The organism is Sphaerisporangium sp. TRM90804 (genome assembly GCF_029846175.1).
Taxonomy (GTDB): Bacteria; Actinomycetota; Actinomycetes; order Streptosporangiales; family Streptosporangiaceae; genus Sphaerisporangium.
The window spans coordinates 47,400-64,071 of the sequence record NZ_JARWAC010000017.1 but is presented as its reverse complement, the minus strand read 5'-3'; the positions used below and the strand labels follow the sequence as shown (position 1 = coordinate 64,071).

The following is a 16,672-nucleotide window of genomic DNA, read 5'->3' as shown; positions in this document are numbered from 1 at the left end:
TCGTGCCTCCTCAGTCGGACCAGTCGATGGCGAGAGCCGGCTCGGGCACCGGCTCGAACTCCTTGATCGCGTCGAGGGAGGGCCCCATCGCGGCGTTGGCCTCCCGTTCGACCATGACCTCGACCAGCACGGGAAGCCTCTGGCGCTCGGACTCGGCGGTGGCCCACTCCAGGGCGCCGCGGATGTCGCCGGGCAGCTCCACCTTCCTGGCGGGGCAGCCGAAGGCCTCCATGAGCTTGACGTGGTCGATGCCGCCCTCGCCGTAGTGCAGGTCGACCGCGTAGTTCATGTCGTAGGGGATCTCGGCCTGCCGGATCAGCCCCAGGTACTCGTTGTTCACCATGACGATGACGAACGGGATGCGGTACTGGGCGGCCACCGCGATCTCCTCCATCAGGAACTGGAAGGAGTAGTCGCCGACGACGGCGACGACCTGCCGTTCCGGGTGGGCGCACTTGACGCCGATCGCCGCCGGCACCTCCCAGCCGAGCGGGCCGGCCTGGCCGCAGACCAGGTAGCGCCGGGGCAGGAAGGTCTTCTGGAACTGGCCCGACCAGATCTGGTAGAGCCCGATGGCGGTGACGAACGTGGTGTCCCGGGGGAAGAAGTCGTTGATCTCCCTGAACACCCGGGGCGGCTTGATCGGCACGTCGTCGAAGTCGTCGCGCCGGGGCAGCGTGCCGCGCAGCTCCCCGACGCGACGGGTCCAGTCGCCCGGCTCACGCCGCCCGGTGCGGCGGCGCGCCTCCTCGGTCATCGCGGCGAGCACGGGCCGGGCGTGCCCGACCACGCCGAGCTCGGGCTCGAAGACCCGCCCGATCTGGGTGGGCTCGATGTCGACGTGGACGAACCTGCGCCCGCGCCGGTAGGTCTCCAGGTCGCCGGTGTGCCGGTCGCCGAACCGCGCGCCGACCGCGAGCACCAGGTCGCTCTCCAGGAACGCGGCGTTGCCCCACCGCGTCTGGGTCTGGATGCCGGCCATGCCGGCGAACAGGGGGTGGTCCTCGGGGAAGGCGCCCTTGCCCATGAGCGTGACCTGCACGGGGATCCGCATGTGCTCGGCCAGCGCCCGCAGCTCGGCCGCGGCGTCCGCGATGACGACGCCGCCGCCGGCCAGGATGATCGGGCGCCGGGCGCCGGCCAGCAGGTCGACGGCCGCCCGCACGGACCCGGCCGTCGGCTCGGGCACGTCCACGGGGAACGGCTCGTCCAGCTCCGGGTCGTACAGGCAGGTGCCGCGCTGCACGTCGATGGGCAGGTCGATGAGCACCGGCCCGGGGCGTCCGGAGCGGGCGACGCGGAACGCCTCGCGGAACACCCAGGGCGCCTGCGCGGGCTCCTTGAGCTGGACGGCCCACTTGGTGACCGGCTTGGCGATCTCCACGATGTCGACCGCCTGGAAGGACTCCTGGTGCAGCTTGTTCCGCGCGGCCTGCCCGGTGAGGCACACGATGGGGACGGAGTCGGCCATGGCGGTGTACAGCCCGGTGATCATGTTGGTGCCGGCCGGGCCCGAGGTGCCGATGGAGACGCCGACGTTGCCGGTGACCCGGGCCCATCCGTCGGCGGCGTGGGTGCCGCCCTCCTCGTGCCGCACGGTGATGTGCCGGATCGAGCTGGTGCGCATGGCGGCGTACAGCGGCAGGATCGCCGCGCCCGGGATGCCGAAGACGGTGTCGACGCCCTCGGACTCCATGACGGCGACGGCCGCCTCCATGCAGGGGATCCGCTTCATCCGTTGATCCTTTCGATCACCTTCAGCAGCGCGGAGTGGTCGAGGGACCCGTGTCCCTGCGCCTTGGCCGCCGCCATCAGCTCGGCGACCATGCCGGTGAGGGGAAGGGAGACGCCGGCGCGCCGGGCGGCGGCGACCGCGATGCCCATGTCCTTGTGGTGCAGGTCGACGCGGAAACCCGGGACGAACTCCCGCTTGATCATCGAGTGGCGGCGCAGTTCGAGGACGCGCGACCCCGCCAGCCCGCCGGCCAGCACGTCCAGCCCGCCCTCGGGGTCCACCCCGGAGGCCTCCAGCAGGACGATGGCCTCGGCGACCAGGCCGTAGATGCCGCCGACCACGAGCTGGTTGGCGGCCTTGACGATCTGCCCGGACCCGGACGGCCCGACGTGGCGGACCGTCGTGCCGAGCACGGCGAGCAGCGGGCGGATCGCCTCGAAGTCGTCGGGGTGGCCGCCCACCATGATCGACAGCGTGCCGTCGGCCGCGCCGCGCTCGCCGCCGCTCACCGGCGCGTCCAGCGGCCTGATGCCCTTGATCGTGGCCGCCTGCGCGACCCGGCACGCGGTCTCGGGCTTGATCGTGCTCATGTCCAGGTGGAACATGCCGGCCGCGCCGTGGTTCAGCAGCCCGTCGTCCCCGAAGGCCACCTCCTCCACCTGCGGGGAGTCGGGCAGCATGGTGATCACGACCTCGGCCCCCGCGACGGCGCCGGGCACCGAGGCCGCCGCGGCGCCCCCGAGCTCGACGACCCGCTCGACCCTCGCCGTGTCCACGTCGTAGGCGGTGACGCGGTAGCCCGCGCGGATCAGGTTGGCCGCCATGGGGGCGCCCATGATCCCCAGCCCGATGAACGTCACGTCGGTCATCGCGCTCACTCCCCTCCCGCGTGGCCGGGGCGCGCCTGCGCCCGCGCTGCGTCGGTCATGAAAACTCCTTCAGCCAGGTGAAGCTCTCGGCGCTCGGGCCGGCGGGCCGGTACTCCAGGCCGACGTGGCCTCGGTAGCCGGCCGCCCACAGGCGGTCGAGGATCCGGTGGTAGGGCATGGAGCCGGTTCCGGGCCGTCCCCGGCCGGGGTCGTCGGCGATCTGCACGTGGCCGAACCGTTCGGCGTGCGCGCCGGCCAGCGCGAGCACGTCCTCGCCCATGCGGTGCAGGTGGTACAGGTCGGCCAGGAAGGCCACGTTCTCCGCCCCGGACTGTTCGATCAGCTCGAACGCGGCGGCGGAGGAGGTGATGGGGTAACCGGGGTTCTCGTGGGAGTTGAGCGCCTCGACGACGACCGTGGCGCCGACGGTCCGGGCCGCGGCGGCGGCGCGCTCAAGGTTGGACAGGGCCAGCTCGCGCTGGGCCGCGCCGGTCAGGCCGGCCCCGCGGTTGCCGTAGAGCGCGTTCAGCACCCGGCAGCCGAGCGACCCGGCCAGGCCGGCCGCGACGTCGACGTTGGCGAGGAACCGCGACGCGCCCTCGGGGCGCGACAGCAGGCCGCGGTCGCCGGCGGCCATGTCGCCGGCGTCGAAGTTCAGCGCGACCAGGCGGACGCCCGCGTCCTGGATGGACCGGCGCAGCGCGTCCAGCTCGGGCTCGGGCGGGTCGGGGCGGTCGAAGGGCCACCACAGCTCGACGGCGTCGAACCCGGCCCCGGCCGCGGCGGCGGGGCGTTCCAGCAGCGGCAGCTCGGTGAACAGGATGGACAGGTTGACGTCGAACCGCGGCCGGCCGGCCGCCTGGGCGGTCACACCGTGCCCGCGCGGCCGGCGAGCAGTTCGCGCATGAGGCGGGCGGTCTCGCTCGGGGTCTGCCCCACCCGCACCCCGGCCTTCTCCAGCGCGTCCTTCTTGGCGCGCGCGGTGCCGGTCGAGCCGGACACGATCGCGCCGGCGTGCCCCATGGTCCTGCCCTCCGGGGCGGTGAACCCGGCGACGTACCCGACCACGGGCTTGGTGACGTGCTTGTCGATGTAGGCCGCCGCGCGCTCCTCGGCGTCCCCGCCGATCTCGCCGATCATCACGATCGCCTCGGTGTCCGGGTCGTTCTGGAACGCCTCCAGCGCGTCGATGTGCGTCGTGCCGATCACCGGGTCGCCGCCGATGCCCACCGCCGTGGAGAACCCGACGTCACGCAGCTCGTACATCAACTGGTACGTCAAAGTGCCCGACTTGCTCACCAGGCCGATGGGTCCCGCCGAGGTGATGTCGGCCGGGATGATCCCCGCGCTGGACTGTCCGGGGCTGATCAGGCCCGGGCAGTTGGGGCCGATGAGGCGGGTGGTCCCGGCGGCCTGGGCGCGGGCCCAGAACCGCAGCGTGTCGTGGACGGGCACGCCCTCGGTGATCACCACGCACAGCCCGACGGCGGCGTCGACGGCCTCCTCGACCGCGGCCCGGGCGAACCTCGGCGGCACGAACACCACCGACACGTCCGCGCCGGTCTGGGTCACGGCGGCGGCCACCGAGTCGAAGACGGGGAGCCGGCGCTCACCGAAGTCGACCGTCCTGCCGCCCTTGCCGGGGGTCACCCCCGCCACGACGTCGGTGCCCGCGGCGAGCATCCGGGCGGTGTGCCGCGCGCCCTCGGCGCCGGTCATGCCCTGGACCAGCACCTTGCTGTCCTTGGTCAGGAAGACGGCCATCGTCGCTGCTCCTCTCGGCGGCCGGCCCGGCCTCCGTCGTGTGCCAGGTCGTCGTCGTGCGCCGCGCGGTCCGGGCCGCGCGGCACGAGCGGGAGGGCGTCGCGCGGCGCGCTCACGCCGCGGCCAGCCGGGCCGCGAGCTCGGCGGCGTCGTCCATGGTCGTGACCACGCGCACCCGGGGGTGCCGGGCGGCGGCGAGGATGGCGCGGCCGGCCTCGGCGTTGTTGCCGTCCAGCCGGACCACCACCGGGCGGGACAGGCCCCGCTCCCCCAGCATCCGCAGGGCGGCGACCACGCCGTCGGCCACCGCGTCGCAGGCGGTGATGCCGCCGAACACGTTGACCAGCACCGAGCGCACGCCGGGGTCGGCGAGCACGGTGTCGAGCGCGTCGGCCATCACCTGGGCCGAGGCCCCTCCCCCGATGTCGAGGAAGTTGGCCGGGCGCACCCCGCCGAAGCCGCGGCCGGCGTACGCCACGACGTCGAGCGTGCTCATCACCAGGCCGGCGCCGTTGCCGATGACGCCGACCTCGCCGTCCAGCTTCACGTAGTTGAGCTTCCTGGCCCTGGCCACGGCCTCCAGCCCCTCACCTTCGGCGGGGTCGGCCAGCGCCTCGTGGTCGTGCCGGAAGCCCGCGCCGGCGTCGAGGGTGACCTTGCCGTCGAGCGCCAGCACCCGGCCGTCCGCGGTGCACGCCAGCGGGTTGACCTCGACGAGCAGGGCGTCCTCCTCGACCATGACCTGCCACAGGCGCACCAGGACGCCGGCGACGGCCTCGCGGACGTCCTCGGGCAGGGCGGCGCGCGCGGCCAGCTCCAGGGCGATCTCCCGGTCGACCCCGCGGACCGGGTCGATCGGCATGCGCACCAGCGCGCCGGGGTCGGTGGCCGCGACCTCTTCGATGTCCATGCCGCCGCGCGCCGACACCATGGCCAGGAACGTCCGGTCGGCGCGGTCGACGAGGTAGGCGGCGTAGTACTCCTCGAACGGGACCGTGGCCTGCTCGACCAGGACGGTCCGGGCGATGTGTCGTTTGATGTCCATGCCGATCACGTGCCGCGCCTCGGCCTCCGTGGACGACGGGCCGGGCGCCGGGCGGATGCCGCCCGCCTTGCCACGCCCGCCGGTCTTCACCTGCGCCTTGACGACCACGGGCGCGCGCAGTTCCTCCGCTATCGACCGCGCCTCCTCGGGGGTGGACGCGACCCGCCCCCGCGGGACGGGGACCCCGTGCCGCGCGAAGAGCTCCTTCGCCTGGTACTCGTACAGGTCCATCGACGCTCCTTTGCGGTTCTTGTAGACGGTATACCGTATGGAGTGTGGGCCGTCTAGGGGTCGACAGCATGGTGTATGGCGGTATATCTCATACAGTATGGAGAATTCACCGCTTGTCCGGGACTGGCGAGGACGCGCTTACCTCGTCGGCCAGAGCGCCCGCGATCTGACCGGTCGCCCCAGGTCGTGGATGTTCTGGCTGCCCTGGGCCGCCATGGTCGCCATCGCGCCGCTGCAGTACGGCTACGCGGCGGCGGCACCGGCGCTCATGGGCGTGCACGGCGGCACCCCGCTCGCCACACTGGCCCCGCTGGCCCTGTGGATCGTCTGCCAAGGGCTCGCCTCCATCCCCGCCGTCGGCCTCGTCCGACGCGGGCGGCTCAGCGTCCGCGCGGCGCTGTGGACGGGCGCGGCGCTGAGCGGCGCCGCGCTGCTGACCCTCGCCGTCAGCGCCCACCCGGCCGTCCTGCTGGCCGGCTACGCCGTGCTCGGCGGGGTGGGCGCCGGCCTGGTGTACGGCGTGTGCGCCGAGGCGGTGGCGCGCTGGTACCCCGAGCGCCCCGGCACCCGGGTGAGCTTCGTGACCGGCGCGTTCGCCTACGGCGCCGCGCCGCTCGCGGTGGTCGCGGGCCTGTCCCCCGGCCTGCTCCAGCCGGCGTTCGCGGTCGCCGCGGTGGTGGCCCTGGCGGTCGTCGGCACGGCCGCCGGGTTCGTCCGCCTGCCTCCCGCGCACTGGTGGCCCGCGCGGATCGACCCACGGACGCACGCCCTCGACCGGCTGATCCTGCGCAGGACGCCGCCCGCCGTGCGGCAGTTCTCCACCGGCCAGGCGCTGCGCACGGGCGCGCTCGCGGGGATGGCCGCCATCCTGGTCTGCGCCGGAGCGGTCTCCGTCTTCGACGTCGTGGCTCTGGCCACCCTCGGCGGCACCGCGCCCTGGGCGGCCCTGGCCCTGCTGGTCGTGCTGAACGGCGCCGGGCGCGCGTGCGCGATGCTCGCCTCGGAGGTCTTCGGCCGCCGCCGGGTGCTCAGCACCACACTGGCCCTGCTGGCCGTGGGACAGCTCCTGCTGGCCGCCGGCGCGTCCACGCGCTCGCCCGGCCTGCTGGTGGCGGCCGGCGCCGTGGCCGGCCTGGGCGGCGGCGCGTTCTACCCGCTCATCGCGGGCCTCGTCCGCGAGTACTTCGGCGAGGAGCGCACCAGCGAGATCCACGGCGTGGTCTACAGCACCAAGGCCGTGGCCGGGGTCCTAGGGGTGGGGCTGGCCATAGCGGCCATGACGGCATCGAGCCATGCGGGATCCTTCCTGGTCATGGCCCTGCTCGCCCTGCTGTCGGCCGCCGTGAGCCACGCCCTGCGCGTGCCGGGGCGTCCGGTCACCCTGCCCGTGTGATCAACCTCACCGCGATGACCCAGACGACAGACTGTATGCTGTAGGCAGTCGACCACAAACACTGGGGGCAGCGGGACCAGTACAGTAATCCTGTCGTCTCTATATGGAGTTGAAAGAGCATGCTGCGATCGGAACTGGCAAGTCAGGGGGCGGCCCCCAAGATCGCACGGCCGGTGCCCCTGCGGGAGAGCGTGTTCGAGGCGCTCCTGGAGCTGATCGTCACCGGTCACCTGCGTCCCGGCCAGCACCTGGCCGAGAGCGAGCTCGCCGAACTCCTCGGGGTGTCGCGCCAGCCGATCAGGGAGGCGCTCCAACTCCTCAGCGGCGAGGGCTGGGTCGACCTCTACCCCGGGCAGGGCGCGTTCGTGCACGCCCCGACCGTGGAGGAGGCCGACCAGCTCCTCGCCGTACGCGCCCTCCTGGAGACCGAGTCGGCCCGCCTGGCGGCCCGGCACCGCGACGACGAAGGCGTCAAGCGGTTGCGTGCGCTGTGCGACGAGGGTCACGCCGCCGTGGAGGCCGACGACGTCGACGGGGCCGTCGCCGCCAACTCCGAACTGCACGCCCTGGTGACCGCGCTCTCCGGCAACAAGGTGCTGGCCGAGCTCGCCGCCCAGGTGTCCCGGCGCGTCCGGTGGTACCACACGCCGGTCGCCCGCAGGCGCGGCCACGCGTCGTGGGAGGAGCACAAGGCCCTGATCGAGGCGATCGCCGCCCGCGACGAGGACCGCGCCGCCCAGATCATGCGCGACCACACCGAGCACACCCGCCGTTCCTACCTGGAGCAGCGGGCGGCCGAGCCGGTCGAGTCGGTCCCCCAGCCGACCAGGCGCCGCAGGCCGCGCTCCGCCGCCGCGAATTGACACCGAGTTCACGGCCGCTCCCTCCCGCGGAAACACCCCCGACGAACAATCGAGCACAGGCGCGAAGGCGCCGGCGTAATCCTCCGAGACGACGAAGGAGGCCGGCGCCTCCCCTGGTCACGGCCGAGTTCGCCCGGCCCCCACGGTCACGGCCGTCTCGGCGGCCGTAGCGGAAGACCGGCCGGGTTCCCCTCCCGGCCGTAGAAACCCCCATCAAGAAGGAGCATTGCGATGAAGGCGTTCCTCAAGGCGCTGCTCGACGAGCCCGCCGGCTATCGGGCCGACGGACGGGTCTTCGGCCTCGGCCTGGCCCTCGCCCAGCGTGAGCAGGTCTCGGCCGAAGGCGTCGAGCACTTCGTGGGCAACTGGTCCGCCGACCGCAAGGTCGACGTCTCCCGCTGACCGCGGACGGGAGGCCCTGGAACATCAGCCTCCCGCCCGCGGCCACCGCCGGGATCACCGGTTCTCCGCGGGCACCTCGTCCCTGTCGGCATCGGCGTCCGCCGCGTCCTTCCCGCGGTCGCCGCGCGACTTCAGCAGGCTGATCACGGTGGTGATCGCCAGCGTTCCAATAATGATCCCGAGTGAGACCACGATGGGCACCGTGGGCGCCCACGTGAACCCGTCGTGGTTCAGGGCCTCCAGCACCAGCTTCACGCCGATGAAGGCCAAAACCAGCGCCAGGCCCTTGTTGAGGTAGACGAGACGGTCCAGCAGCCCTCCCACCAGGAAGAAGAGCTGGCGAAGCCCCATCAGGGCGAAGACGTTCGCCGTGAAGACGATGTAGGGCTCCTTGGTCAGGCCGAAGATGGCCGGAATGGAGTCCACGGCGAACAGCAGGTCGGAGGTGCCGATCGCCACCATCACGATCAGCATGGGGGTCACCAGCCGGCGGCCGGCGACCCGCACCGTCATCGACGCACCGTGGTACTCCTTCGTCGACGGCAGGATCCGCCGCACCGTGCGAAGGGCCAGGTTCTCCGAGAAGTCGGCTTCCTCCTCCTTCTCGGTGACGAACTTCCACGCGGTGTACACGAGGAAGGCGCCGAAGATGTAGAACAGCCAGTCGAAGCGCGACACCGCCTCGGCTCCCACGGCGATGAACACGCCTCTCATCAGGATCGCCAGCACGATGCCGGTCATGAGCACCTTCTGGCGGTACCGGTCCGGCACCTGGAAGCGGCTCATGATGATCAGGAAGACGAACAGGTTGTCGACGCTGAGCGAGTACTCGGTGATCCATCCGGCGAAGAACTCACCGCCGTACTTGGGCCCGGCCAGCACCAGCACGCCGATGCCGAAGGCCGCCGCCAGCGCGACGTAGAAGCTCACCCAGCGCACGCACTCGCGGAATCCGGGACGCCGGGGGTTGCGGGCGACGAGGTAGAAGTCCAGTCCGAGCATGAGCGCGAACGCTCCGACGGTCACCAGCCAGACCCAGGTGGGCAGGTTCATCAGGCTCCTCTCTCTCCCTGCCTGAGCGTCCGCCGCCGCCGGCGCGAGCGCGACAGAACCTCGGCGTGTGCGACATAACGGTCGAGCACCTGTGCGGCCAGGGGGTTGTGGCGGGCCGCGCGCACGAACCAGTACGGGGCCACCCGCTCATGGGTCCAGACGAACCCGATGGCGAAGCCCAGGCTGACGATGGCCTGGTAGGCGACGAAGCCGAGCACGTCCTCCCGCAGCGACGCGCTGCCGAAGATCAGCGTGCTCGTCGCCGTCTCCTGCACGAGCCGGGCGACCGGGAAGCCGGCGAGCCAGTAGAGCCCGGCCGGGGCGAACAGCCCCGGCTGGAACACCCCCCTGGCCAGCAGCAGGCCGTAGCCCAGGCCGAGCAGGCCCAGCGGGACGGCCAGGGTGAGCGCGGAGATCGCCGCCCACCGGGCCGGCTGCCCCGCCGCGAGCGTCAGCCCGCCCGCCATCGCTCCCGCGACGACGCCGACCAGCAGCCCGGGGAGGGCGACCTCCGCCTGCCCGCGCACGCCTCGCATCACAGCACCACGCCATAGGCCAGGAGGCTGTACAGCAGCATCCCGAGGTAGAAGACGGCCCCGAACCCGATGATCAGATTGGTCCAGATCTTCGGGCGGATGGGTTTGGGCAGCATGCGGTTGTTGACCAGCAGCAGGGTGACGCAGTAGGCGCCCATCGCGAACGTCGACAGGAACGCCAGGGTGTCGAGGATCGCCGCCGGGCCGTCCGCGGGCCCGAACAGCAGGATCAGGATGCCGAAGACGATGACGCCCCACAGGAAGCCCGCGTACAGCTTGGACATCCCGAACTTCTTGGCGCCGCGGACGAAGTGGTAGCTCATGTCCGCCTGGCCCCGGGAGAAGGAGTCGAACAGGCCGAGCGTCGCGTTGAGGCCGATGAGCGCGATGAAGCCGAGGAACACCCCGCCGAGCACGGCGCTGCCGGCCGACGCGAAGGATTCGGACATCGCGTTGAGCGAGGCCTCGCGGTCACCGGCGAGGATCAGATCCCGGACGTCGGGGCTGTTGCGGGCCGCCGCCTGGGCGAGCACGGTGAACGAGACCGTCACCAGCATCGTGATGCCCCAGAAGAGCAGGAACGCGTCGAAGGTCACCCACCGCCGCCAGCCCTTCCACTTGCGCATCTCCTCGGCGTCGGAGGTGTCGAACATGAACCCGCGCGCGGGCATGTCCTCCTCGTCGCCGGCGTGCCGCAGGCCCCTGATCTTCGGGATGTGCGCGCCCATGCCGGCGCCGGAGTCGCGCAGGTGCAGCGTGTACCACATCTGCTGCATGCCCGAGGGGCCGGCGAAGGCGATGGAGCCGACGATCACCGGGAACCACGTCGGCGACAGGGCCTCCGAGGGCAGGTAGCCGAAGGCGAACATGCCGCTGATCGTGCTGGACAGGTCGGCCCAGCTTCCGACCATGGCGGCGACGACGGCCGTGCCGATCACGAGCGTGCCGATGAGGATGGACAGCACGTTCTCCAGCAGGCTGTAGATCACCTTGGCCAGGCTGAACACGATGCCCACCAGGACCAGGCCCGTACAGGCCGTGATCACCCACGGTATTCCGGTGATCTTCTCGAAGGCCGCCGCGCCCGCCGACAGGTGTCCCGGCCAGATGTAGACCAGGATCGCCGCCACGAAGAAGAACCACATGAGGGGCTTGAAGACCCGCGCGGCGCCGAAGAAGATGCTCTCCCCGGTCGCCATGGCGTACCTGGCCATCTCCAGCATCACCACGGCCTGCAGGGTGACGCCGATCAGGAACAGCCAGCGGATCTCCGGCCCGAACAGCAGCACGAGGCGAGGCCACATGTACGACTCGCCCATGCCCACGCCGAGCGCGACGAGGAACACGGTCGGGCCGAGGATGTGCACCGAGGGCGGCGCGTCCGGAAGCCGCCGGATCGGCATCGGCTCCAGTTTTCCGGCTTTCCAGACTTGCTCGTCGGTCGTCGGGACGGCGACGCCGGTCGGTGTCGCCGGCTGTCTTGAACTCTCCACCTGCAAACCTCCTGGGGAGTGGGTGAATCCGGTTGTGCTGCCGCGAACGCCCCCTCACTCGCGCGGACGGCGGCCGTCAGCCCTGGAGAAGGCCCGCCGCTCTGGCCCAGCGGTACTTGGCGCCGAGCACGGCCACCGGCTTCTCCGTCGTGTACGGGTAAGCCACCACCCCGTGCTCGAACAGGTAGTCGCAGGCGTCCTCGACCTCGGTGTCACCGGCCAGCGACGCGACCACGGGCTTGTCGTTGCCCTTGGCCCGCTCCTCGGCCACCACGCGGGCGATCAGCTCGGCGAACACCATCGGGGGGGTCACGATGGTGTGCCAGTAGCCGAGGACCAGCGCGTGGATGCGCTCGTCCGTCAGGCCCAGCCTGACGGTGTTGGCGTAGGTGCTCGGCGGCTCGCCGCCGGTGATGTCGATCGGGTTGCCCGCCGCCCCGAAGGGCGGGATGAAGGCGCGGAACGCCTCGTCCAGGTCGGGGGGGATCTCCATGAGCGACAGGCCGTTGTCGACGCAGGCGTCGGAGAGCAGGACGCCCGAGCCGCCGGCCCCGGTGATGATGACCACGTTCTCGCCCTTGGGGGTGGGCATCATGGGCAGTGAGCGGGCGTACTCCAGCATGTCGTTCAGCCCGGGGGCGCGCACGACGCCCGCCTGGCGCAGGATGTCGTCGTACACCTTGTCGTCGCCGGCCAGCGCCCCGGTGTGCGAGCCCGCGGCCCGGGCGCCCATGGCGGTGCGCCCGGCCTTCAGCACGATCACCGGCTTGGTCCGGCTCACGCGCCTGGCCACCTCGACGAAGCCGCGGCCGTCCTTGAGGTCCTCCATGTGCATGGCGACGCAGCGGGTGTTGTCGTCCTGCTCGAAGAAGGTGAGCAGGTCGTCCTCGTCGATGTCGGCCTTGTTGCCGACGCCGACGATCGCCGAGACGCCCATCTTGGTGGTGCGGCTGAACCCCAGGATGGCCATGCCGATGCCGCCGCTCTGGGAGGTCAGCGCCACGCTGCCCTTCACGTCGTACGGCGTGCAGAAGGTCGCGCAGAGGTTCTCCGGCGTGTAGTAGTAGCCGTAGATGTTGGGTCCGAGGATGCGGACTCCGTGCCTGCGGGCGATCTCCAGGATCTCGTCCTGGCCCGCCACGTTGCCGGTCTCGGCGAAGCCCGACGGGATCATGACGGCCCCCGCGACGCCCGCCGCGCCGACCTCCTCCAGCGCCGCGGCCACGAACTTGGCCGGGATGGCGAACACCGCGACGTCGACGTCGTAGGGCACCGCGCTGATCGAGGGGTAGGCGGGCAGCCCCATGATCTCGGTGGCCTTGGGGTTGATCGGGAACACCCGCCCCCGGTAGCCGCCGTCGATGAGGTTGCGCATGACCGAGTTGCCGATCTTGCCGGTCTCGGCCGAGGCGCCGATCACCGCGACCGCGCGCGGCTTGAAGACGCGGTTCATCGAGGAGAGGATCTCCTCTGGCGGGATCCGCCGCCTGGGCGGCGCCGGGTCCAGGTCGAGCAGGATGCGCACGTCGGCGGCGGTCGCCCCGGACGCGTCGGCGAACACCGGGTTGAGGTCGATCTCGGCGATCTCCGGGAAGTCCGACACCAGCGCGCCGACCCGTTCGATCATGCCGGCGAGCGCCTCGCGGTGCACGCCCTCGGCGCCGCGCACGCCGCGCAGCAGCTCGGCCGAGCGCACGTCGTCCAGCATGCCCAGCGCCTCCTCGCCGGTCAGGGGCGCCAGGCGGAAGGTGACGTCCTTCAGCACCTCCACCAGCACGCCGCCGAGCCCGAAGGCCACCACCTTGCCGAAGGTGGGGTCGGTCACCGCGCCGATGATCACCTCGTGGCCGCCGCCGACCATCTTCTGCACCTGGACGCCGTCGATGGACGCCTCGGCGTCGTACGCCCGGGCCGAGGTCATGATCTGCTCGTAGGCGGCGCGCACGTCCTGCGCCGTGCGCGGCCCGACGACGACGCCCCCTGCCTCGGTCTTGTGCAGGATGTCGGGGGACACGATCTTCAGCACCACCGGGAAGCCGATCTCCTCGGCGAGCCGCACCGCCTCGTCGGCGGAGGCGGCCAGGCCCTCGCCGGGGGTCGCGATGCCGTACGCCTCGCAGACTTTCCTGCCCTCCGGCGCAGTCAGCGCCGTGCGGCCCTCCGCACGCGCCTTCTCCAGCACCTCGCGTACGCCGTCGCCACCGGATGCCATCAGATCACTCCGTTCCGCCGCAGGTCCGCCAGCCTGTCGGCGGAGAACCCGAGGTCTGAGTAGATTTCCTCGTTGTGCTCGCCCAGCAGGGGCGGCGTGGTGATCGTCACCGGGGAGTCCGACATCTGGATGGGGCTGCCGACGGTCACGAAGCTGCCGCGCTCGGGGTGGTCGACGTCGACGATCATGCCCTGGTCGCGGAGCGTCTGGTCCTCGATCAGCTCCTTGGTCGACAGGATCGGCCCGCAGGGGATGTTCTGCGCGTTGAGCGCGTCGAGCACCGCCCACTTGCCGTGCAGGCTCGTCCACTCCTCGATGAGCTGGAACATCTTGTCCAGCTTGGGCAGGCGGGCCGCCGGCGTGGCCCACTCGGGGTCCTCGGCCAGCTCGGGACGGCCGATGACGCGGGCCAGCGGCGCCCAGCCGGGGGGCTGCACGATCACGTAGATGTAGTCGTTGGGGCCGCCGGGGGCGCACTTGACCGCCCAGCCGGGCTGCCCGCCGCCCGAGGCGTTGCCCGAGCGCGGCACCTCGTCGCCGAAGGTCCGGTTGGGGTACTCCGCCAGCGGGCCGTGCGCCAGCCGCTGCTGGTCGCGGAGCTTGACGCGGCACAGGTTCAGCACGGCGTGCTGCATGGCCACCTGCACCCGCTGGCCCTGCCCGGTCTCGTGGCGCTGGTAGAGCGCGGCCAGGATGCCGGCGACGGTGTGGATGCCGGTGCCGGAGTCGCCGATCTGCGCGCCGGTCGCCAGCGGCGGGCCGTCCTCGAAGCCGGTGGTGGTCATGGAGCCGCCCATCGCCTGGGCGACCACCTCGTAGGCCTTGTAGTCGGCGTACCTGCCGGGGCCGAAGCCCTTGATCGAGGCGTAGACCAGCCGGGGGTTGATCTCCCGCAGGCGCTCCCAGGTGAAGCCCATGCGGTCGACCGCGCCGGGGCCGAAGTTCTCCACCAGCACGTCGGAGCGGCGCACCAGCTCGGTGAAGATCTCCTTGCCCTCGGTGCTCTTCATGTTGAGGGTGATGCTGCGCTTGTTGGCGTTCAGCATCGTGAAGTACAGGCTGTCGACATCGGGCAGGTCGCGGAGCTGCTGGCGGGTGATGTCGCCGGTGGGGGACTCCAGCTTCACGACGTCGGCGCCGAGCCAGCCGAGGATCTGCGTGCAGGAAGGGCCGGACTGCACGTGGGTCATGTCGAGGACGCGGACACCGTCGAGTGCTCTGCTCATCGCGGGAACCCCTACTTGTACATGGTCTGGTTCATGGTCCCGGGCGCGTAGACGTCCGGATCTATCCAGACGTTGATCAACGCGGGTTTCCCGGACTCGCGGGCGCGCTCCAGGGCGGGCCGGATGCCGGCGGGGTCGCGCACCTCTTCGCCGTGGCCGCCCAGCAGGCGGGCGAACTCGTCGTACCTGACGTCGCCCAGGGTGTTGCCGATCCGTCCCCGGTCCTGGCCGTACTTGGCGGCCTGGCCGTAGCGGATCTGGTTCATCGAGGAGTTGTTGCCGATGACCCCGATGAACGGCAGGTCGAACCGCACCATGGTCTCGAAGTCCCAGCCGGTGAGGCTGAAGGCGCCGTCGCCGAACAGACAGAGGACCTCCTTGTCCCTGCGGGCGTTCTTGGCCGCCATCGCGAACGCGACGCCGACGCCGAGCGTGCCGAGCGGCCCGGGGTCCATCCAGTGGCCGGGCGACTTGGGCTGCACCACCTGGCCGGAGAAGGTGACGATGTCGCCGCCGTCGCCGATGTAGATGGTGTCCTCGGTGAGGAACTCGTTGATCTCGTGCACCAGGCGGTAGGGGTCGATCGGCTGGGACTGCGAGAGCTGGCGGGGCAGGCGCTTCTCGTACGCCTTGGTCTCGACCTCGCGCAGCTCCTCCATCCACCGCTTGCGCTTGGCGAAGCCGTTGTCCTCCCGGCCGGTCGCCGCGGCGGCGGCCGCGGCCAGCACCAGGCCCGCGTCGCCGACGATGCCGAGGTCGATGTCGCGGTTCTTGCCGACGGTGCGGTAGTCCAGGTCGATCTGCACCACGGTCGCGTCCTGCGAGAGCCGCTTGCCGTAGCCCATGCGGAAGTCGAACGGCGTGCCGACGATGATGATCAGGTCGGCGTTGGAGAACGCGTACCGGCGCGAGAGCTGGTAGTGGTGCGGGTCGCCGGGGGCGAGCGTGCCGCGCCCGGAGCCGTTCATGTAGGCGGGCACGTTGAGCGCGCGGACGAAGTCGATCGCGTCGTCGGTGGCCCTGCAGGTCCAGACCTGGCTGCCGAGCAGGATGCACGGCTTCTCCGAGTGGGCGATCAGGTCGCCCAGGCGCTCGATCGCCTCCGGGTCGCCGGCCTGGCGCGTGGAGGCGCGGTAGCGTCCCGCCTCGGGGATGCGGGCCTTGGCGAGCGGCACCCGGGCGTCCAGGACGTCGCGCGGGATCTCCAGGAAGGACGGCCCCGGCGCGCCGTGGTAGCACTCGCGGAAGGCCATGGACACGATGTCGGCCACCCGCTCGGTGGAGGGCACCGTGGCCGCGAACTTGGTGATCGGCGTCATCATGTCGACGTGCGGCAGGTCCTGCAGCGAGCCCATCTTGTGCTGGCTCAGGGCTCCCTGGCCGCCGATGAGCAGCATGGGGCTCTCGGCCCTGAACGCGTTGGCCACGCCCGTGACCGCGTCGGTGGTTCCCGGGCCCGCCGTCACCACGGCGCATCCGGGCTTGCCGGTGATCCGCGCGTAGCCGTCGGCGGCGTGCGCGGCCACCTGTTCGTGCCGTACGTCGATGACGTCGATGCCCTCGTCGACGCATCCGTCGTAGATGTCGATGATGTGGCCGCCGCAGAGGGTGAAGATCACATCCACGCCCTCCGCCTTCAGGGCCTTGGCCACGAGGTGGCCGCCCGAAATGGTCTCCGGCGATTCAGCGGGCTGAGACGGTGATTCGGCCATCTGGCGTCGTCCCTTCAAAAAGTGTCTTCTCCATACTGCATACCGTATGAAACCCATGCTTATCGTTGCCGTCGCCCCTTGTCCAGACCCCAGTTACGCCGATGTTTCACGCAGGCACCGCGAACATCTCCCGCGATG

14 protein-coding genes are annotated in these 16,672 nt (G+C 71.4%); 3 read left to right on the top strand and 11 right to left on the bottom strand.

Annotation, left to right across the window (positions count from 1 at the left end):
* Positions 1–10: 10 nt before the first annotated feature.
* The 5 genes from gcl to sucC all read right to left on the bottom strand — a co-directional run bounded on the left by gcl (position 11) and on the right by sucC (position 5,644).
* Positions 11–1,735 carry a glyoxylate carboligase gene (gcl, locus tag PYR91_RS22310; protein WP_279782434.1) on the bottom strand — a complete coding sequence of 575 codons (1,725 nt, stop codon included), beginning with the start codon at positions 1,733–1,735 and terminating at the stop codon, positions 11–13.
* Positions 1,732–2,604 carry a 2-hydroxy-3-oxopropionate reductase gene (locus PYR91_RS22305; RefSeq protein WP_279782433.1) on the bottom strand — a complete coding sequence of 291 codons (873 nt, stop codon included), beginning with the start codon at positions 2,602–2,604 and terminating at the stop codon, positions 1,732–1,734. Before PYR91_RS22305 ends, gcl begins: the two co-directional genes overlap by 4 nt.
* 55 nt (positions 2,605–2,659) lie before the next feature.
* Positions 2,660–3,475: a TIM barrel protein gene (locus PYR91_RS22300; protein WP_279782432.1), complete on the bottom strand. Its 816-nt coding sequence runs from the start codon at positions 3,473–3,475 to the stop codon at positions 2,660–2,662.
* Complete coding sequence (gene sucD / locus PYR91_RS22295) at positions 3,472–4,368, bottom strand: succinate--CoA ligase subunit alpha (RefSeq protein WP_279782430.1); 897 nt, start codon at positions 4,366–4,368, stop codon at positions 3,472–3,474. The genes PYR91_RS22300 and sucD overlap by 4 nt, the downstream gene beginning before the upstream one ends.
* Before the next feature lie 112 nt (positions 4,369–4,480).
* Positions 4,481–5,644 carry an ADP-forming succinate--CoA ligase subunit beta gene (sucC, locus tag PYR91_RS22290; protein WP_279782428.1) on the bottom strand — a complete coding sequence of 388 codons (1,164 nt, stop codon included), beginning with the start codon at positions 5,642–5,644 and terminating at the stop codon, positions 4,481–4,483.
* 190 nt (positions 5,645–5,834) lie between these two features.
* On the opposite strand from sucC, the gene PYR91_RS22285 reads away from it, so the two are divergent.
* The 3 genes from PYR91_RS22285 to PYR91_RS22275 all read left to right on the top strand — a co-directional run bounded on the left by PYR91_RS22285 (position 5,835) and on the right by PYR91_RS22275 (position 8,302).
* Positions 5,835–7,037, top strand: coding sequence for an MFS transporter (locus PYR91_RS22285; protein WP_279782427.1), 1,203 nt, complete (start codon positions 5,835–5,837; stop codon positions 7,035–7,037).
* A gap of 119 nt (positions 7,038–7,156) precedes the next feature.
* Positions 7,157–7,900 carry a GntR family transcriptional regulator gene (locus PYR91_RS22280; protein WP_279782426.1) on the top strand — a complete coding sequence of 248 codons (744 nt, stop codon included), beginning with the start codon at positions 7,157–7,159 and terminating at the stop codon, positions 7,898–7,900.
* 231 nt (positions 7,901–8,131) lie between these two features.
* Positions 8,132–8,302: a hypothetical protein gene (locus PYR91_RS22275; protein ID WP_279782425.1), complete on the top strand. Its 171-nt coding sequence runs from the start codon at positions 8,132–8,134 to the stop codon at positions 8,300–8,302.
* Positions 8,303–8,356: 54 nt separating this feature from the next.
* On the opposite strand, the gene PYR91_RS22270 is transcribed toward PYR91_RS22275, so the two are convergent.
* The 6 genes from PYR91_RS22270 to PYR91_RS22245 form a co-directional block, all read right to left on the bottom strand.
* Positions 8,357–9,355: a TerC family protein gene (locus PYR91_RS22270; protein WP_279782423.1), complete on the bottom strand. Its 999-nt coding sequence runs from the start codon at positions 9,353–9,355 to the stop codon at positions 8,357–8,359.
* On the bottom strand, positions 9,355–9,891 hold the full coding sequence (locus tag PYR91_RS22265) for a hypothetical protein (RefSeq protein ID WP_279782422.1): 537 nt from the start codon (positions 9,889–9,891) through the stop codon (positions 9,355–9,357). Before PYR91_RS22265 ends, PYR91_RS22270 begins: the two co-directional genes overlap by 1 nt.
* Positions 9,891–11,294 carry an Nramp family divalent metal transporter gene (locus tag PYR91_RS22260; RefSeq protein ID WP_279782421.1) on the bottom strand — a complete coding sequence of 468 codons (1,404 nt, stop codon included), beginning with the start codon at positions 11,292–11,294 and terminating at the stop codon, positions 9,891–9,893. The genes PYR91_RS22265 and PYR91_RS22260 overlap by 1 nt, the downstream gene beginning before the upstream one ends.
* A gap of 166 nt (positions 11,295–11,460) precedes the next feature.
* Positions 11,461–13,596 carry an acetate--CoA ligase family protein gene (locus PYR91_RS22255; protein ID WP_279782420.1) on the bottom strand — a complete coding sequence of 712 codons (2,136 nt, stop codon included), beginning with the start codon at positions 13,594–13,596 and terminating at the stop codon, positions 11,461–11,463.
* Entirely contained in the window at positions 13,596–14,822 is a 1,227-nt protein-coding gene (gene frc / locus PYR91_RS22250) for a formyl-CoA transferase (RefSeq protein ID WP_279782419.1), read from the bottom strand. The genes PYR91_RS22255 and frc overlap by 1 nt, the downstream gene beginning before the upstream one ends.
* Positions 14,823–14,833: 11 nt before the next feature.
* On the bottom strand, positions 14,834–16,534 hold the full coding sequence (locus PYR91_RS22245; protein ID WP_279782417.1) for a thiamine pyrophosphate-binding protein: 1,701 nt from the start codon (positions 16,532–16,534) through the stop codon (positions 14,834–14,836).
* Positions 16,535–16,672: the final 138 nt, after the last annotated feature.